The sequence below is a fragment of the Pigmentibacter sp. JX0631 genome (assembly GCF_029873255.1).
Taxonomy (GTDB): Bacteria; Bdellovibrionota_B; Oligoflexia; order Silvanigrellales; family Silvanigrellaceae; genus Silvanigrella.
This window is the reverse complement of sequence record NZ_CP123622.1, coordinates 410,911-429,308: the sequence shown is the minus strand read 5'-3', so window position 1 is coordinate 429,308 and position 18,398 is coordinate 410,911. Positions and strand designations below refer to the sequence as shown.

14 protein-coding genes are annotated in these 18,398 nt (G+C 25.3%); 6 read left to right on the top strand and 8 right to left on the bottom strand.

The window, feature by feature from the left end; all coding sequences use genetic code 11:
- Positions 1-49: 49 nt before the first annotated feature.
- Genes QEJ31_RS01795 through QEJ31_RS01780 form a run of 4 tightly spaced genes read left to right on the top strand, consistent with a single transcriptional unit; the run spans position 50 to position 6,375 of the window.
- Positions 50-817, top strand: a complete 768-nt coding sequence (locus QEJ31_RS01795) for a DotU family type IV/VI secretion system protein (protein WP_280592077.1) — start codon at positions 50-52, stop codon at positions 815-817.
- Complete coding sequence (locus QEJ31_RS01790; RefSeq protein WP_280592076.1) at positions 814-4,905, top strand: type VI secretion system protein; 4,092 nt, start codon at positions 814-816, stop codon at positions 4,903-4,905. Before QEJ31_RS01795 ends, QEJ31_RS01790 begins: the two co-directional genes overlap by 4 nt.
- A complete protein-coding gene (locus QEJ31_RS01785; RefSeq protein WP_280592075.1) occupies positions 4,896-5,948 on the top strand; it encodes a type VI secretion system ImpA family N-terminal domain-containing protein in 1,053 nt (350 codons plus the stop codon). The genes QEJ31_RS01790 and QEJ31_RS01785 overlap by 10 nt, the downstream gene beginning before the upstream one ends.
- 43 nt (positions 5,949-5,991) lie before the next feature.
- A complete protein-coding gene (locus tag QEJ31_RS01780) occupies positions 5,992-6,375 on the top strand; it encodes a DUF4280 domain-containing protein (protein WP_280592074.1) in 384 nt (127 codons plus the stop codon).
- On the opposite strand, the gene QEJ31_RS01775 is transcribed toward QEJ31_RS01780, so the two are convergent.
- The 7 genes from QEJ31_RS01775 to tssB all read right to left on the bottom strand — a co-directional run bounded on the left by QEJ31_RS01775 (position 6,363) and on the right by tssB (position 14,399).
- A complete protein-coding gene (locus QEJ31_RS01775) occupies positions 6,363-7,073 on the bottom strand; it encodes a hypothetical protein (RefSeq protein WP_280592073.1) in 711 nt (236 codons plus the stop codon). The genes QEJ31_RS01780 and QEJ31_RS01775 overlap by 13 nt on opposite strands.
- A gap of 18 nt (positions 7,074-7,091) precedes the next feature.
- Complete coding sequence (gene tssI / locus QEJ31_RS01770) at positions 7,092-9,146, bottom strand: type VI secretion system tip protein TssI/VgrG (protein WP_280592072.1); 2,055 nt, start codon at positions 9,144-9,146, stop codon at positions 7,092-7,094.
- The gene (locus QEJ31_RS01765; protein WP_280592071.1) at positions 9,136-10,050 is read right to left on the bottom strand and encodes a type VI secretion system baseplate subunit TssG; all 915 of its coding nucleotides are present in this window, start codon (positions 10,048-10,050) and stop codon (positions 9,136-9,138) included. Before QEJ31_RS01765 ends, tssI begins: the two co-directional genes overlap by 11 nt.
- Positions 10,047-11,780: a type VI secretion system baseplate subunit TssF gene (locus QEJ31_RS01760; RefSeq protein WP_280592070.1), complete on the bottom strand. Its 1,734-nt coding sequence runs from the start codon at positions 11,778-11,780 to the stop codon at positions 10,047-10,049. Before QEJ31_RS01760 ends, QEJ31_RS01765 begins: the two co-directional genes overlap by 4 nt.
- Positions 11,781-11,872: 92 nt before the next feature.
- Positions 11,873-12,394: a hypothetical protein gene (locus QEJ31_RS01755; RefSeq protein ID WP_280592069.1), complete on the bottom strand. Its 522-nt coding sequence runs from the start codon at positions 12,392-12,394 to the stop codon at positions 11,873-11,875.
- A 31-nt stretch (positions 12,395-12,425) separates the two neighbouring features.
- Positions 12,426-13,871, bottom strand: a complete 1,446-nt coding sequence (tssC, locus tag QEJ31_RS01750; RefSeq protein WP_280592068.1) for a type VI secretion system contractile sheath large subunit — start codon at positions 13,869-13,871, stop codon at positions 12,426-12,428.
- Positions 13,872-13,883: 12 nt separating this feature from the next.
- Positions 13,884-14,399, bottom strand: coding sequence for a type VI secretion system contractile sheath small subunit (tssB, locus tag QEJ31_RS01745; RefSeq protein WP_280592067.1), 516 nt, complete (start codon positions 14,397-14,399; stop codon positions 13,884-13,886).
- 191 nt (positions 14,400-14,590) lie between these two features.
- Here tssB and tssK point away from each other — a divergent pair, with 191 nt between their 5' ends.
- The gene (gene tssK / locus QEJ31_RS01740) at positions 14,591-15,895 is read left to right on the top strand and encodes a type VI secretion system baseplate subunit TssK (protein WP_280592066.1); all 1,305 of its coding nucleotides are present in this window, start codon (positions 14,591-14,593) and stop codon (positions 15,893-15,895) included.
- A 7-nt stretch (positions 15,896-15,902) separates the two neighbouring features.
- Positions 15,903-16,334, top strand: coding sequence for a GPW/gp25 family protein (locus tag QEJ31_RS01735; RefSeq protein WP_280592065.1), 432 nt, complete (start codon positions 15,903-15,905; stop codon positions 16,332-16,334).
- Positions 16,335-16,336: 2 nt separating this feature from the next.
- On the opposite strand, the gene QEJ31_RS01730 is transcribed toward QEJ31_RS01735, so the two are convergent.
- Positions 16,337-18,394 (bottom strand): ankyrin repeat domain-containing protein, encoded by a 2,058-nt coding sequence (locus tag QEJ31_RS01730; RefSeq protein ID WP_280592064.1) that lies wholly within the window; start codon positions 18,392-18,394, stop codon positions 16,337-16,339.
- Positions 18,395-18,398 lie beyond the last annotated feature (4 nt).

Below are 18,398 nucleotides of genomic sequence, written 5' to 3'. Positions count from 1 at the left end.
ATTCAAAATGAATGAGAATATTAGATAATGCAATAAATTAGGATATAATATGAGTATGTCAGTATTCCAAACAAAAAATATTCAATTTTTTGAAAAATTTTGCTTTGATTTAAGTCTTTTTGAAAAAAAAGTAGACTCTAAACTCCAATTTTTTAAAGAAAAATCGAATAGTGATTTAAAAGAATTTTATACGGAATTAAAAGAAGTTTGGAATGATGTTTATAAAAATATTGTCTTATTTGTCTCTAATAATACTTCCTATGATAGAATAAATGGAAAATTATATTTAGAATTTCAATATGCTATGATAGCTTTAAGTGATGAGTTTTTTTTAAAAAAAAATAATGAAATTTCCGATTACTGGAAAGATAATACTCTAGAATATATATTTTATGGAACAAGGTCATCTGGCACTATTATTTTTGATAAGATAGATAAAATTATAAGGGAAAATGATACACTTAATTCTGACTTAGCATATGTTTATTTACTACTGCTAGGTTTAGGTTTTAAAGGGAAATATCATATAAACAATGAAGAAGATAAAATTAAGTATTATCAAAAAGAACTTTTTAGAATAATTAATAGTAAAATGAATATAACAGAAGAAAAAGAATTTGTTTTATCTAATTCATTAAATATTCCAAAAAATATTAAAGACCTATTTTTACCAGATATAAAAAAATGGTATTTTTATATTTTAATTACTATTTTTATTTATTTTGTTATTTCAAGTTTTATTTGGCTTGTTTTTACGAATAAAAGCAATGAAAAAATTGAAAAATATAATTCCATATTAAACGAGTTAGTTAAATGATATTAATTTTGAACAAAATTCTAGCAACCAATTCAATGCTTTTCTTTTTAGTGTATTTCTCATTTATATTTATAGTTTTTTTATCTTCATTTTTGGTATTTTACTGGATATTTTTTAAAAATAAAAAAGCTAAGAAAATTAAATTAAAAAAAAGTAAAACACATACAAGTGGAAGAAAAAGATTAGGTTTCAGAAGTTTTAAATTTTTTGAAAAAGATTCATTTTTATTGTATTTGAAATCTTCTATAGGAGACTTAAAAAAATTAAATAATCAAAAGATTAGCCCAAACTTTATTCTAAGTTTTGGAATGTATAAAGAAGAAAAAAGAGATATTTTTAAAAATCCAAATTTAGTTTTTAATTGTGAAAAAAAGTTTGAAAATTTACTTGAGATTAAAACATACAGTGAGCATATTTTATTAGATTTAGATCAACAAAAAATCTTTTTAAAGTATGGATCTACTGATTTTAAAAAAAATATAAAGAAAATTATTAGTACAATTGCAAAATTTAGATACTTAAAACCGATTTCATCTATAATTTTAAAATTTCCAATAACTGAAATTTCCGAAATTTATTATGAAAATCAAACAACTAAAAAAGAAAAAATTAAGTTACTAGCATTGCAGTATCAAAATATTTTAAATTATATTCAGAATTTATCTGGTTTAAAAATACCTGTATATTTATTAATCACTGAGTTAGAAGATATTTATGGTTTTAATCAATTTACATCTCAATTAAATGATGAGTTAAAAAATCATATTTTTGGATGGTCTAATCCTTATGACTTAGAAGCGATATTTAAGGAAAATTTTTTTGATGAAGCTTTAAGTAATATTCTAGAAAAAATCAAACAATTTAATATTGAAAGACAAATATGTGAGGAAGAGAATAAATTTAATAAAGATGCGATAAATTTTCCATTTGAGTTAGAAATATATTTAAATGAATTAAAAGAGTTTGTTAACATAATTTTTAATAATAAATCGTTTAATCATAGTTATACACTACGAGGAATTTATTTAACAGGATTTGATGCTGAAGGTCTTAAAATTCCAATAAAAGCAAAAAATACAGATTCTTTTTTAAGTAGTATTGAAAATAACTCCACTGAATATGTGAATTTTGGTAAAAGTCTATTTATAAAAGATTTTTTCCAAAGGAAAGTATTATCAGAGATAAAATTCAGTGCTCCAACATTTAATTATTTTTTAAGCGCACAGCGTTATGCTTTATATCCAAAAATTATTCTTCCATTTTTAGTTATTTTATTTACTACTAGCTTAATTTCTTATTCCAAAAAAATAAAAGATTATGTTAGTTTAGTGGATAAAAATATATACTACATGACTTCTTTCATAGATAAAAATTATGAACAAAATAAATTAAAATTAAAAGATAAAGAAATAAGCATAAAAAATATAGTATATGTCTATGATTTGTACAATCCTTTATTTGAGAATGATATTAAAAGCATATTTCATCCAGTAAGTTATATATCTAGATATAGCAATAGAATCGAAAATTTATATAGTAATTTATTAGTTTTTTATTTAATCAAGCCAATAAAATATTCTTTACTAGAAAGGAATAATAAACTTCTTGCGAGCAATTACATTGGAGGTCTTGATAATCTAGAATTAGATACAAATATTAGTGAATTAAAAGAATTATATATTTTTTCTGAATTATGCTGGAAAAATGAAAATTATATTGACCTATTTAATAAGCTAAATGAAAAAGTAAATATTGTAGATTCTACAAGAATTCTTAATTACTTACTTGATGCGGATTTGACGGATTTATTTGAAAAATATAATATCACTTTTAAGATAAATAAAGACTATAGTCAAGATAATATAGATTTAAGGCTAGTTAAAAATGTTTTTAGTAAGAAATTTTTAGATCTTCTAAGCACGGCAAAACAAGGTATTGAAGGTGACTCTTCACTTTTTCAAATTTCAAATTCAGCGGTAGAAAAAATAGATAATATAGAAAAAGACTTGACATTAAATATTGCACAAAGAAAATACAATGAATTGTACGAATTATTAAATAAATTAATTGACAACTCTTTTATTTCAGCTAAACAAGGAAATTTTAAAGTACCAGCTAACTTATTAAATCCTATAGAAAGAATTAAGATTATTCTCCAAAAATCAATTCTTTTAAGTGATGAAAATTCCTTGCAGTTATATGAAAATAAAATAAAAGATGCGGTTTCTATAAGAAATAGTAAATCACTTTCTTTAAATTCTCAACTTCTAGGACCACTATTCTTGACACAAAAATCAGATAAAAATAAAAATGAAGGTGAAATTATAATTTCACCATTAATTCCTGAATTACTTGCAGCTTTAGATAAATTCAAAGAAAAAAATTTTATGATTAATTCTATGAGTATAAAGTTACCTGATAATATACAGTTCCAGGATAAATATAAATGGTCAGAAAGTGATTTAGAATATTTAGAGTCTATGCTACTTGAATATGATAAATTTATTAGTAATGAAACTAAAAATATAAATTCGAAATTTGTTATGCTTTTGACAAAATATACTGCGCAAAGTATTTCTTTTGAAATGAGTCAAAAAATTAAGCATACAGATGATATTTCTTATTTAAATGAAAACAAAAATATAGGAAAAGATAAAATTTTAGCATTTAATCAAAATTTGAAGAGAAATATTTATATCTTAAATAAGTTGAAAGAAATTGGTGCAAGTAATTTATTAAAATCCATTGAAAATTCATTCAATAATGATATATCTATTTTTCTTACATTTATTCAGGATGATTTTAATAAAAAAGGTTTTTTTACCCCTAAAAATGCAAATTTTAAATGGTGGAATGGAGTGGAAAACTTGTCATTCCAGGCATATATGGTTAGTGATATGAAAGAATTAAATGAATTTATTGAAATACAAAAAAATGAAATTATTAAAATTAAAACCGACTATGTTCAAAGTTTATTACAATTATCACAATTTTTAGGAAGCGAAATTTCACAAAATGATTTAAAAAATATAATATTTTGGAAAAATAACATTGCAGCATTAGAATCTAAAAGTAAGGATAGTAGTTTTCTAATTCTCCAAGATTTTATCGTGAATATTATGCCAAAAATTAATACTTTAAATTGTTATGAAAACGTTGAAAAATATAATAATAATTCAAGTATTTATGACTTTTTTTTAGAAAAGCAAAAAAATTTGGTAACTTTACTAAAAAGTCAGTGTAATGATCTTATCGAAAATTTTTATAAAACAGAATATGATAAACTAGCTTTATTTTTTAATAAAGAAATTTCTGGAAAATTTCCATTTTCTTTAAATCTTCCTGTAAATTCAAATGATGAATTAGATATTGATAAATTTAGTAGGCTATACTCTATGTATAATTCATTCAAAGATTTAGAAAAATATAAAATTTTAATCTCGGATAAAAGCAAATGGAAAGATTCTTTTGAATTTTTGAGCAAATTAGATAATATTTTTAAAATTATTCAATTTGATCCAGTTAAATCAGAGGCAGATCAATTAAAATTAAATTTTTTAGTTGATTTAAAAATTTCTAAAAATTATGAAGAAAATACAGAAAGTATTGTGGAAAGAGAGTTTGATTTTGGAAACAAACAGATATCTACAACTAATAGAACAAAGAAAATTTCTTGGGAATATCTTGATCCAACAACAGTGTCTTTAAGATGGGCGAAAGATTTTCCTGTTTATCCAAATTTACAAATTGAAAAGAGAAAAAATTTATATGAGATTGAGAATTTAGATAAAAAAGTTACTATTCAATTTAACAATAAGTGGTCTATTTTTGCTTTGCAAAGAAAATACTCAAATCAATTTAATTCTGATTTTTCATCACACTATTTAAAATTTAATATTCCAGTGAAAAAAATTAAAACCAAGAAAAATACAGATGAAGTAGAAACTAATTTAGCAAAAATAGTAATGAAAATTAGCGTTGAAAATTTAGAAAAACAATTTATACCAATTCCTCCTTTTCCAACGGAAGCTCCTTACCCAAATAATTTTTCTTATTCTAAAAATGAAGGAAGTAATGTATGGAAATAAATCTTTTAAATATTTCTCAGCTTTTAGAACCAATAAGTAAAAATTTACCTTGTGGTGAAGATGTAATGTACGACGAAAATTTTTTACAAATCAAAAGAGATCGACAGCAGCCTGAAAATGAAAATTTAGGAGTTTGGGTAGTAAGTGATAGTAAAGAAACAAATTGGAATAGAATAGAGCATTTATGTATAGACTTACTGAAAAATAAAACTAAAGATTTAATGGTATGTTGTTATTTATTAGAAGCAAGATTAAAACAGTATGGTATATTGGGTTTAGCAAATTCATGTGAACTTTTACTGTCTATTAGCACTAAATATTGGGAAAATGTATTTCCAGCATTACTCAATGAGAACGATACGAGAAAGTCTCCCTATTTATGGCTGGATGAAAAATTACCATTTTTATTAAAGACGCTTCCTTTATTTCAAGTTAAGAATTCTAGTAAATTAATATTTTATAAGGATATAGAACTTTATACTGGAAAGAAAGAATTTTCAGATACAATGCAATTATTATTTCAACAAGATGATTTTGAAATTCTTATGATTATTCAGGATGAAATCCAAGAAATTGAAAAAAATTTAAAAAAATTAAAGGAATTTTTATTTTCTGAAAAATTATTAGAAGATAATATATTTTCTAAAATTTTTGAAATTTTTCATCAAATAAAGAAATTTATTACATCACAATTAAAAGTTACAAAAAATGCTGAGGTTAAAAAAATTACTGCACCTGAAAATGATTTTCCAAATCTTGAAAAAGAAATTTACTATGAAAAATTAGAGAATAATACTTTGAGTAGAAATGATATTTATAACAATTTAAAAAAATTTGCTGATATGCTTTTGGAAATAGAACCGCACAGTCCAGTTCCATTAATAATACTAAGAGCATTAAAGTGGCAAAATCGTTCGTTTTTGGAAATTGTATTTGAGGTTTTAAAAATTTCTAGTGATCAGAATAGTCTTCTTGCTTTATTTGAGGATACACAATTACAGGAAAAGTTTTCTAATCAAGGAAATGATAATCAATATGATTAAGTAATCAAGGAAATGATAATCAATATGATTAAGGAGTGTAAAAATGCCATGTCCTTTAACTTGTACAGCAGGTCAAATGCAATGTAGTTTTGGAATGACACCTGCTGTTTTTAATGCTCTTCCAGACTCAATGGTATTTATGCCCACACCAGCAGGAAAAATTATGGATAATCTACCTATGGTAAATATTCCCCCTTTTGGTATGTGTCAATCTCCTGCAAATCCAATGGTTGTTGCTTTAACAGCTGCTGCTCTGGGAGTATTTACTCCTGCACCATGTATTCCAGCTATAACTGCTCCCTGGTTGACGACTTCACCAACAGTTCTAATGGGAGGAAAACCTGCTTTAGATATAAATTCAAAAGGGATATGTATGTGGGGTGGATTGATCTCATTTTTGAATTCTGGACAAACTCAGATTTTGTAGTTTAACAATTTACCAAAGATTTTACTTGCAAAAGATAATTTTACAGTTGGTGATTTTGAATTTGAAATTTCTTTTCCTGCTGAATCAAAATTCTTTTGATAAATTACTTTTCCATTTTCATATGCTTTATATTCAGTTATACTTCCATCAAGCGAATAAAATTTTGAAAATCCATTTAAAGTTCCATCTAAATATTCTTGTTCTAGCATTTTAGTTTGATTTGGGTAGAAAGTTGTAACTATTCCTGAAAGTTTTCCTTTTTTATAAAACTCTTGCTTAATCAATGTATTTGCAGTTTCATTAAAATACTTGCTTTCACCTTCAAGTAAATTATTAAAGTATGTAGATGACTGAATTAAATTTCCATTGCTTGAATACACTTCGTATTTTCCATTCAAGACACCATTAATGTATAGCATACAAATATTTTTTATTCCTTGAGAATAAACAATAAAAGGTCCATTTAATTTATTGGCTAGAAAATCCATTTCATATAGTATATTTCCAAATTCATCCCAAATAGTTGTTCTTCCATGTAATAAACCATTTAAATAGTAAGATATTTGTTTTTCTTTACCATTTTTATGATATATTTTATACTCACCATTTAATCCCAAATCATTTTTTAAACAGATACTTTTCAAATTACCATTTTCGTAATAATCTTTTATTTCTAAATTACTATCAGTTGAAGTCATAAGAACTCCAGTTTATATTTAATTAAGTTTAGTTATAGCACCTTTTATTTCTAAGGGACCAGAAGCTTCTATCTTTCCAATGGTACCTTTCATTTCAAAAGACAAATTGCTTTCAATTCCAATCGTGGGTCCTTTTAAATTTGTTGCTGTACCTCCTGAAATTTTCATATTGGCTGCTGCAGTTAATTGTGTATCCGTTTTTGCAGATGATTTTATATTGTTTCCGTCTATCAAAAAATTATTTTTTGCTGAATTTTTAATACTATCTTTTGCTATAAGAGAAATATTTTCTGCAGTTAATTCAAGATTTTTATCTGCGCTTAAAGAAATATTTTCTTTCGACTTAATTGTAATATTTTTATCTGTTTCAATTATGAGTTCACCTTTTTCTATCGTTATAGAATAATTTCCTTCTTTCAGGCTTACCTTCCGATTGCCTTTATTAATATTAAATGTGTAATCTCCCTCTTCTAGTTCAACTAAGGAGTTTTTTTGTATTTTTAAATTTGAGTCATTAGCTACAAGAATTTCAAGATCTTTAGCTGAGGATAAGGTTATTTTTTCTTCATCTTTTTTATCTTCAAAAATTAACTCATGCCCTTTTTCTCCGTCAGGAATTGAACAAGTTTTAATACCTGATTTTGTGTATCCATCTGAACTTTCTTTTCCTTCAAAAGGAGAGGCATTGGCTCCATTGTAAAGGCAGCCAAGAATAATTGGTTGATCAGGATCTCCATTGATAAAACCAACAACAACTTCTTGCCCTATTCTAGGGATAAACCAAGCACCCATGGAGCTATTTTCTCCGCTTCTTCCACCAAAAAATTGTGAAACTCGAATGTCGTTCGAGCTTTCTTGATTAAATTCATGGTCTTGATCCCAGTAGAATTGTACTCTAATAGTTCCTGATTTATTTACATAAACATTCTCATTTTTGTTTCCAACAACAACAGCTAATTGTATTCCATTAACGATTGGTTTTTTAAGTTTCAAATTAGGTGCATATTTTACGTTCGCTGGGAAGAAAATAATTTTATATAACAATTTATTTTTTTCTATTTTTATTTCTCTTCTAGCTATAATATACTCCCCGTCATATTCAGCATAGTCTTTAGATTTTATCTTTATTTTTGTTCCAATATCTAAAGGTCTTCTTATAAAACTTTCAAAGCTAATTGCATCGAAGTTTTTTTCAAGAAGTAAAGTTGTCAAATAATTTTCTACTTCTGATATACTTACAAAATTTTCACCATAAATTGAGAATAGATTTAAGTAATCATTTTTTTGTTGTTTAGTAAGTTTAGTTTTTGGTATTTTGTAATTATATGCATTAACTAAAATTGAATTTATTTTTTTTCTTTCACGATTTATTGGAGGAAATATTTCTGTAAACTTATCTTTTGATGAAAATTGAAATACGACATTAAATTCAGATTTTGTTTCATCTTTAAATTGTGCATAATTGTCAGAAATAATTAATTGACAATTTTTTTTGTTGATATCATAAATATATAAAAAGAAAATTCTATTTTGTTCTAATAATCTTGAAATAAAATCTAAGTTGGATTCATCATACTGGGTGATGTATTCCATTTTTTTATAGATAGATTTATCTGAAATATTAAGAGTATATTCTGAATAGTTACTTTCTTTAAAAATTTCTTCAATTATTTCAATGCAAGACTTATTTTGATATATTTTTCTTCTTTTTCCTTCATTTAAAATATAAAAACTTGGTTTTACATCGAGGGTAAATATTTTTTCTTTTTTATTCTTTGTTTCATTATTTTCAGAGAAAAAATTGTAAATGTAGCCGGTGTAATTAATTACTCTGTTTTGTTTGGGATAATCTGTTATTTTGTCTGGTATTTCAATATAAACACTGATTTTTTTATTAAGTAAACTTTCTGTTATTTCATTATTAGTATCAATAATTGAAATTATAAATTCATCAATTTCAGATATTTTTTGTGCCAATAAAAGTTTATTAATTATATATTTGTTTTTAATAGATTCAATTTTTATCTCTGAATATACTTCAATCTGAAGTTTTTCTGTAACATCAGTATTCATCTTCTATCATCCTAAATATTTTTAATTTTATTTTGTTTGATTTTGAGTTAAATTTTTTTAAGTAAGTATTAATTCCTAGAATGTTATTTTTATTTTTAATTGTCATAGGTTTATTAATATTAAATGTAATATATAAATCATAACAAACTTTTTTATTAGTGAAGATGTTTATGATGTCTAACATTTTACTGCTAGTGATAATTTTTATAGTTTCTTCAAGTTTTTCTTCGTTTTCTAAAGTATAAATGATATCTATTTTTCTAGAAGGAATTACCATTCTTTCTCCTAAATATGAACTTTCTCCTAATTTAGAAATAGAATTTAATTGAGCTTGTCTATTGAGTGGTATTTTATAAAAATTTCCTTTATTATTTTCAATGATAACTTTTAATTTTGAGAAGTTTTCTAGAATTATTTTTAATGATGTTTTAGATTGAAAATCGTTATTAATTAGAGAAGTAAATTTAAAATAAAATGAATTATTTAATGCTCTTAAATTCAAGTGTTTAAAAATTTCAAAATATTGCTCCCTATTTTGAAGAATAAATCTATTTTTAATTATTTCTAAATATTGATGAAATATTTTATTGAAAAAAATATTAAAAAATTCTTTAAAAGAATTATTTTTATTGTAATTTGCCATTTCAAGTAAATAGTCTGGTAAAATTCCTTTATTTCCAAGGAAATTATTGGCATTTACTTTAATGCTTAAGTTATTCTCATTTGTTAGTATTACTTCATGAATGTTATTTATTTTATTTGAAAATGTGTAGTTAATGTTGTATGTTAAGTTATCTTCATTGGTTTTAAAATTTTTTCTAAGGAAATTAAGAAGAGGAATTAACTCATAATCATTAGGAATTTTTTTTAGAAGTTCTTTTTGTTTTTTAGAAAGTTTATTCATATAGTAGATTTTCTATAAAATTGTTCTATCTTATTTTCTTTTTTTATTATTATAGTTGCTTCATTGTTTATTGGTAAATATGATTTTATAATAAAAAGTAAAAACTCTCCAAATATGCAAAAACTATCTAACTTAGAGTTATCATTATCTAAAGTGAAATTAAATTCAAACGAATCGATCATTCCATCTATCATCCGTTTGCTTTTGTTTATCATTTTTTTATTTATTGAAAATTTTTTAATACTATTAAAAAAAGCATTTGTTTCTTGATAGTTTTCTGGCATGTTGAGACCATATAAATCAATAATATTTCTGATTTTTTGAAGAAAATATTTTTCATCAAAAAGTGGAAGGCTGTTTGTTTGATATAGGTTCAATAGTCCCCATTGAAGATTGTTCTGAGTATTTATTCCAATAAATGAACTACTATTTTTTAAGGCATATATTTTTTTTACAGGACATGCATAGTCTGTCTCAAATAAATCATTTTCATATATTTTTTCTGCATATTTTGCGTTTGTTACATATAAATTACAAAATACAGGAGTATTATTATAACTTTTATTAATAGGTTGATGAAAATTAAATAACAATTGAGAGGGGTTTAGAAGGTCCCTTTTCACTTCATAAAAAGTACTAGACAGTATTTCATTCGGCAAGAAAGAGCTAACTGGTAGAATTTCTTCACTTTCTTTATTGGCATAATAAACACTATTTATAGAAAATATTGTTTCAAAATTCTTCAAGCTATAGTTTGAGTATACAGAATATTGAGTTTTCTTCTCATCAAAAATTAAAGGCTCACTTGTTTTTTTGTATAGATTAATAATTGGAACAGTGTTAAAAAGAATGTAATTTTTTTTAAATGAAAATTCCTTTTCTTGATTTTTTTCATATGCTAAAATAATTTCAAATTCTCCTGAAATTTTTTTAAACTCTTCATGAATTATTTCTATATAGTAAAATTTTTCTTTAAAAGAAAAAAAATCGCGTATTATTTTTACAGCATCATGAAAATTTTTATAGTATTCAAAACTCTCAGAATACTCTTTAAAGTAAGGTAAAGAGACATTATTTTTTGAAATTTTATTTTGAATATTTCTTTTTTTATCTTTAAAATAAATTTCAGTATTATTATCAAATAAAAGATCTAAGAAATGTGATCGAGAGTATTTTGGAGCATTTAGATAAAATTTTATACTATCAATATTAATTTGTTTTTGTTTTCCCTGTAGAGGATTGAAAGTAATTGTTAAATTTATTTTTTTGCTATTTGTTAAATCCTTTTCAGTTGAAACTGATTTCACTTCAAATGGTAAAAATGTTAAATCTGTTTCAGTAATAAATTTACAAAATTCAGTTTCAACTTTCCGATATATTATAGTATTTTTTGGAATTTTGATCCCATTTACTAAAGTATTAATTTGTGTCTCATCTAGTTCAAATTTCACTATATTTTGAGCAGGTATCGGTTTATTTCCTGAGTGATGTAAATTATCTAAAATATTAGCTGTAATAGGATATGTGCTATTATCTATTTGTTTTTGTAATTTACTTGTCAGTATAGCAAATGACTCAAGCATGAGTTGAATATGAGGATCATCGCTCCCATTTAAAGAAAATCTTAGTTTTGATGCGACATCTGGAAAAAGTTTAGAGTAATTTTGAATTTTCTCATATAAATACATTAATTCATTTTCAATATATTCATTTTCTGTTTGTTCTAGCATAATTCCAGCCTAGTATTGTTTACTTATATTTTATTTCATTTATTAAAAAGAGGAAATTTTTTGGTGGGAATAAATTACCTAATGCAATGAAATTATACACCAGCACTACCCACAGGTGGATCTGTACACTTGATCAAAAATGAATCGAGATTGCCCTTGTGAATACCTTGGTCAGTAATCTCACTTTCAGTCATTTTTCCATTGGTAAAATGTAAAATGAATGTTCCATGCCGCATTCCTGATTCATAACCATGAATCTTTACATTTTCTAATTCAAGTTCGAGTTTCGGACTATATGCATCATTTAATTTACATACTTTAGAAACTTTAACTTTTGTATAGTGATCATAGTTTCCACCAACGACTTTGATAAAATCATTGTGAATTTTTTTTCTTGAAGCTCCATCATCTAATTTTAAAGTGATTTCTATAGGTCCTACCATAGCCTCTGGATCTGACTTGGAAGGTGAACTTTGTTTTTCATCGGAAATAGGTTTGCTAAATTCTAATATTTCCACTGATTTTTCATAGTTTTTTCCTTGAAAATCGCCCTCAATTTTCAAAGTCCCGCCTTCGAAAAGAACAACGTAGTAGTCTCGATCATAAAACTTCATATCAATCTCCTATAAATTGCTAAAAACTTCCTTAGCCTGCTGCTGGGGGTGGAAGTTCAGAAACAAAACGAATTGAAACAGTGAGTTCATTTAATTGGTAATGGGGTCTAAGGAAACAAACTGAGCGGTAGCAGCCCGGTTTTCCTGGAATTTCATACACATCAATTCTTGCTTCGCGTAACGGGTAGGATGCTTTTACGCTCTGTGAAGCATAATCATTTAATAATACGTAATGTGATATCCAGTTATTTAGAAAAATTGAAATTTCACCGAGGCTTGTGAAAGAGCCAATTTTATCGCGCATAATCACTTTAAGATAATGTGCAAATCTTGAAGCAGCAAGGATATATGGAAGTTGCAAAGCTATATTAGCATTTGCAGTGGCTACAGGATCTTCATATTCTTTTACTTTAGCGACTGTTTGACCACCAAAGAAAACAGATTGATTTGAATTTTTCCTATAACATAATGCAATAAAGCCTAGATCACTTAATTCTTTTTCTCTTCTATCAGTAATAATAACTTCTGTTGGGCATTTTATTTCTCTATCACCAGCTGGAGAAATATAGGTATAAACTGGTAAATTATCAACCAAGCCTCCACCTTCAACTCCTCTAATTGCGGCACACCAGCTATACTTTGTAAATGCACTTGTAATTCTGTTACCTAATACATATGCAGGATTTCCCCATAAGTATCTAGTATGATCTGCGCCATTCATGCTTTCTTCAAAATTAAATTCATCAACTTCTAAATATCCTTTTCCATATGGTAAACGTTGCATTACTCTAGGTAAAGTTAAAGTTACATATTTAGAATCTTCGTTATTACGAAAAGAATTCCATGAGAGAAAACCTGAAGTTTCAAATAAACTAACAAGATCTCTTGGATTTGGCATTTCTGTAAAACAGTCCATTTCAAATAAATTAGGGTTACAAGAACTAATAAAAGGAGCATGTGCAGCAGCTGCAACATGTGAAATTCCCTCTAGTAAGGCAATATCTTTTGGAGATTTGCTAAAGAAATAATCTCCAATTAGTAATGAAAAAGGATCGCCTCCAAAAGTACCATACTCTTCTTCATATACTTTTTTAAAGAGAGCGCTTTGATCAAAATCTAGCGCTTTTTCAATATCTTTTAGTAACTCATTTTTATCAGCTGATAAAAGTTTGATCTTAAGAGTTCTACCTGTTTCAGTATTGCAAACAAATTTATGTAAACCTAACCAAGAAGCTTCTAGTTTTTGAAATTCAGGATGATGCAGTATTTCATTAATTTGGTCGGTTAAGATTTGATCAATTTCTGCAATTCTTTTTTGTAATGGGATAATTAAATTTTCACAATCTACAATTTCACCAAATTTGCCATTAACTACTTCATCTGCAAATGATGAAACTATATATTTTGCATAATCAAGTTGGCTTTCATCTTTAATCATTCGAGAATTTTGCACTAATTCAATACACGCTGTTGACATATTTTGTTCCTTTTAATTTTTTGTTTCTGGTGGTGTTTCTTTAGATTCAATTAGTGTTTTTGCTTTATTTGAATCTTTTGCTGCTTCAAGTAATAAAAGATGTAATTTATCATTAGTATCAACTTTACTTATTAAGTCTAAAAGACTTTTTCTTTTATCCAGAAGTTCATTTAAGCACTCTACATTTTTCACTAAATTTCCAGGCTTAAAATCATCAATTGATTCAAATTTTAAATTAAATTCTCTTTTTTCGCCTTCAGTTCCTTTAATTTTATTTGCTACGGAAATATTTAAAGCGGGTGAAATTTTAGACATGACTAAATCAAAGTTTGCTTTTTCGATATCAACAAATTTTCTCTCTTTTAGAGCATTACTAGGGGTACTATGGCCTTGCAAATCAGCAATAACTCCAACTACTAATGGAAGTTCTTTTTTTTCTCGTGCATCGCCTATTTCTAAATCATAGGTGATTTGTACTCTTGGTTTTCTAATACGGGATATTTTATGCTGTGTGCTTTCTGAAGCCATAATATTCTCCATTATGTTATTTTTTAATTTAGCCCCTTCTTATGTTAGCAATGGTTTAAATTTATTTAGTAAGAAAAATATTCATTACTTGTGTCAAAAAAGTAAATGAAAAAAATGCCTAGTGACAAAATCAAGTATATTAAATAATATTTATTGAGAAAATAATGCATCTAGTATGGTAGGAAAACTAAATGAATTTCAATCAAGTTCCAGAAATGATTCAATGGCATGAAGGAATGCCTTTATTACCACATCATTTTCAGCAACTAAATCTCAGGTATGAAGCTTTAGTAAATAGTTATTTTACATTCCTTGATATAAATAAGTATGGAATAATTAAATTGGATATCGATCAAATTGAGATCATCAGAAATGTTTATAGTATTAATTACGTTGAAGCAATTATGCAAGATGGATTATATATTAAATCTGGAAAAAGTGAAAAAGAAAAGTTAACTTTTAATCTACCAGATCCATCTTCAAATAAGCAAAAAATTAGTTTATTTTTATGTGTTCCAAAATTGTCAGAAAAAAATTATGTACTTGGTCATTATCCAAGATATATTTCATCAACAATTCAGCATGTTGAAGATTTAAATACTCTATCTGACCCAATTCAAATATCAAGCCTAACCCCAAATGTTTTTATTGCTGCAGAAAATGAATTAAATTCTCAATTGAATAAAATAAAATTGTGCGATTTACATGTACAAAATGGCACATGGCAATTTAAAGAATATATACCAGCCCAACTTTTTTTAGAAAAATCATCATACTTATACAAAAGATGCTTAGATATAGTTCATAAGACAAGAATAAAAGCAAATATTATTTCTGACAATTTAAATAATATTGAAAATAAGTATAGTCAAATTAATGAAAGTTTTTTATTTTTAATTTCCTTAAATCAAATACTGCCATTATTTGAGTTTTACTTAACTTGTGATAGAGTAACGCCTTTTCAATTGTATGAGCTTCTTATTAAATTGCTTGCTGCATTAAGTCAGCTTAATGAAAATTTTATTGCCCAGACTCCTATTGTTTATGATCATCAAAACTTGCAGTACATTTTTGAAAAAAACTTAGAATTAGTGAATCAATTGCTTGAAAAAAGTATTAGCGATAAATACTACTCAATTTTGTTTCAAGAAAATGGATTTAAATATGTATTAGATATTCCTCAATCTAAATTAAATTCAGTTATTTATATAGGAATTAAACGTTCAATAGGTGATAATGAAAGTAATTCTATAGAATGGCTTTCAAATGCTATAATATGTGATGAAAATAAATTAGATATTTTTATAAGAAATAGGGTTCTAGGTTATAAAAGAAATAAAATGGAAAAAGTGCAAAATATTGTGCCAGCAAGAGGTGTTACTATTTTTGAGCTTGTTTTGGAAAATTTTACAAATGAAAACTTTAAACTCTGTATTTTTAATGACAATAAAAGTATTTTAAAACCTGAAGAGATATTCTTTTACCAGAAAAAGTAGAGTAGCTATGCCAGAAATTATTGAAACTCTTTTTTTTGAAAAATTCTATACAAGTAGTATAGAAGAAAAAGGAGATGATACTTGGAAAATAACAAAAAGAAAAAATATTTTGCTTAATTCTATTGTTTCTAATATTTATCATATTTTAAATACAAAATCAGGATTGACGGTTGAGCAATATTTAGAAAAAAAATTGACCGTATTAGATTTTGGACTTCCTGATTTATCTGAATATATTTCAGCTTATTTTGTGGATACAAAAACTATATCTAATTGCATAATTCATGCTCTGCACTATTTTGAAAAAAGAATTGAAAATGTTCAAATTAAAGTTAAAGATGAATATTGCAAAAAAGTAATATACATAGTTGGAACAGTCAAAGAATTGGAAGGAGTAAACGAAATTCTTGCATTTAAAGCTATTGCTGGAAAAGCTTAGAATTATAAAATTTTTGCTATTTCTAAATAACCTTTTTCGATAGCTATTTCTTTTGGGGTTTTATTTTCTGCATTTTTTAAATTTTTATTGATATTTCTCATTTTTAAAAGACTTTTTACAACATCAATGTCTTTATTAATCACAGCAAAATGAAGTGGAGTATTATCATCAACAAAGCATGCTATATTTGGATTTAAATTTTGTACATTGAGTAATTTATTTAAAATTGCCCTTTCCATAGGTTCTGAAAAAAGTCTTTCCCTTGTTAAGTAAGTTAAAATGTTAAAACTTTTATCATCTCTACTATCAACGTTAACTTTATTTGAAGATAGTAGGGCTGTAATACAATCAATTTTTTTATCTTTTACTGCCATAAAAAGTGCTGAATTGTGAGATGGGTTTAATAAATTTGCATCAATCTTTGGATGGGTTAAAAGCAGTTTGATCATTTTGGGATCATCCTGTGTAACTGCGACATGCAGGGAAGTAAAACCCATACTTGTTTTATTTATTTCTAAGTTTGGATGCGTAAGTAAAATTTCTACATATTTATATTTTCCTTTACTTGAAGCTAAATATAAGCAAAAAAATTGTTCTGTATTTAAAGTATTTGGATCGGTTTTGGGATGAAATAATATTTTTTTAAAACATTCTAAGTTATCACAGTTCATAGCATATTCTAGTGCTGTAATTTCACAAAAAATTTTATTTGGGTCAAAATTTGGATAAGCTAATATTAGCTCTAGTGCTTCTAAATTATTAAAAAATATGCAATAACCTATTGGTGATAATGAAAATTTATCTAGTGAATATACATCAATATTTCCTTTTTTTAATATTACTTTTAGAATTTCAATTTTTTTATTTGCGATTGCAGAATGGATTGGATATTCTTTTGAAAGTATTGTCAAAGGTATATTAGGATTTAAATGATTAAATTTATTTAAATATTTTAAAATAAAAATTTGATTTTGAATAGCTGCTAAATGATACAGAGTATAACCATCTGGGAAAATAAAGTTTAAATTTATATTTAACCTAAGTTTATCTAACAAATATTCAAAAGCTTTTAAATTTCCTAGTCGTACACAGCCATTTAGCAAAAAAGGAAGTTCATTAATGTTATTATAGTTTATATTCAATTCAAAGATATTTCTATCTTCAAATTCATAATTATCTTTTTGTTGTGCTTTAAAAGTAAAAAGTTGGAAAGAAATAGGTTCTTTATCTTTAATGCTTTTTAAGAAATCACTTTTATTAAAAAGACTGTTATATACTAGAGAAGAAATTTTGTTCAAGAAAGCAAGATAGACATTATTCTTGCATTTTTCATTGTAATTTTTTCCAACTAAAGTATAGTAAATTTGATCGAGATTAAAAAAAATATTTAATTGACCATTATTTATATTAGGATCAAAAAAAGTTAGTTTTATTTTAGTATTTAATGAGCTTTTATCTAATTCTGCAAAAAGAGCCATTGCATGATTAATTGCATTTATATATATGCATAAGTAATTATAGATAGAAAGTTGATCGATAATATTTGCAAGAAATAACTCTAATTTATCAATTAATGTAACGCCTATATTGCTAAAATATAAATAATTATTTATATCTTTGAATAATGCTTTAATAGTTTCAATAAATATTATTTCATTTTTATTTAAATTTTCATCTGGATAATGTAAAAAACTTTGAATGGATGAAATATTATTATAAAACCATTCAATGTTGAAATCTAATGCCAGCCCACAAAACATAGTATTTTTATCAATATTATTTTGTTCTAGTGCTTTGCTTAAATTTGGCATTGCATCTTTTTTCCGCTTTAAATCACGGGAAAACTTTGAGTAGTATAGTTTATTATTTTTTGGAGATTTATTGTTTTGAAACCAAAAATTTTCCATGCAAATTAGCCAAAGACATGAAATTCCTGCACACAATCCTGCATAGTCTTTAGGGATTTTATCGAATTTTCTTAAATGCTCTACTGTATTTAGTGAAAGTAAATTATTTTTATTTTGTAAATCATTTTCAATATAGCTTTTATAACCAGGCATTTTA

Coding starts and splice junctions, on each gene's coding strand:
- QEJ31_RS01795 (WP_280592077.1), top strand. CDS start 50: ATGAGTATGTCAGTATTCCAAACAAAAAATATTCAATTTTTTGAAAAA.
- QEJ31_RS01790 (WP_280592076.1), top strand. CDS start 814: ATGATATTAATTTTGAACAAAATTCTAGCAACCAATTCAATGCTTTTC.
- QEJ31_RS01785 (WP_280592075.1), top strand. CDS start 4,896: ATGGAAATAAATCTTTTAAATATTTCTCAGCTTTTAGAACCAATAAGT.
- QEJ31_RS01780 (WP_280592074.1), top strand. CDS start 5,992: ATGCCATGTCCTTTAACTTGTACAGCAGGTCAAATGCAATGTAGTTTT.
- QEJ31_RS01775 (WP_280592073.1), bottom strand. CDS start 7,073: ATGACTTCAACTGATAGTAATTTAGAAATAAAAGATTATTACGAAAAT.
- tssI (WP_280592072.1), bottom strand. CDS start 9,146: ATGAATACTGATGTTACAGAAAAACTTCAGATTGAAGTATATTCAGAG.
- QEJ31_RS01765 (WP_280592071.1), bottom strand. CDS start 10,050: ATGAATAAACTTTCTAAAAAACAAAAAGAACTTCTAAAAAAAATTCCT.
- QEJ31_RS01760 (WP_280592070.1), bottom strand. CDS start 11,780: ATGCTAGAACAAACAGAAAATGAATATATTGAAAATGAATTAATGTAT.
- QEJ31_RS01755 (WP_280592069.1), bottom strand. CDS start 12,394: ATGAAGTTTTATGATCGAGACTACTACGTTGTTCTTTTCGAAGGCGGG.
- tssC (WP_280592068.1), bottom strand. CDS start 13,871: ATGTCAACAGCGTGTATTGAATTAGTGCAAAATTCTCGAATGATTAAA.
- tssB (WP_280592067.1), bottom strand. CDS start 14,399: ATGGCTTCAGAAAGCACACAGCATAAAATATCCCGTATTAGAAAACCA.
- tssK (WP_280592066.1), top strand. CDS start 14,591: ATGAATTTCAATCAAGTTCCAGAAATGATTCAATGGCATGAAGGAATG.
- QEJ31_RS01735 (WP_280592065.1), top strand. CDS start 15,903: ATGCCAGAAATTATTGAAACTCTTTTTTTTGAAAAATTCTATACAAGT.
- QEJ31_RS01730 (WP_280592064.1), bottom strand. CDS start 18,394: ATGCCTGGTTATAAAAGCTATATTGAAAATGATTTACAAAATAAAAAT.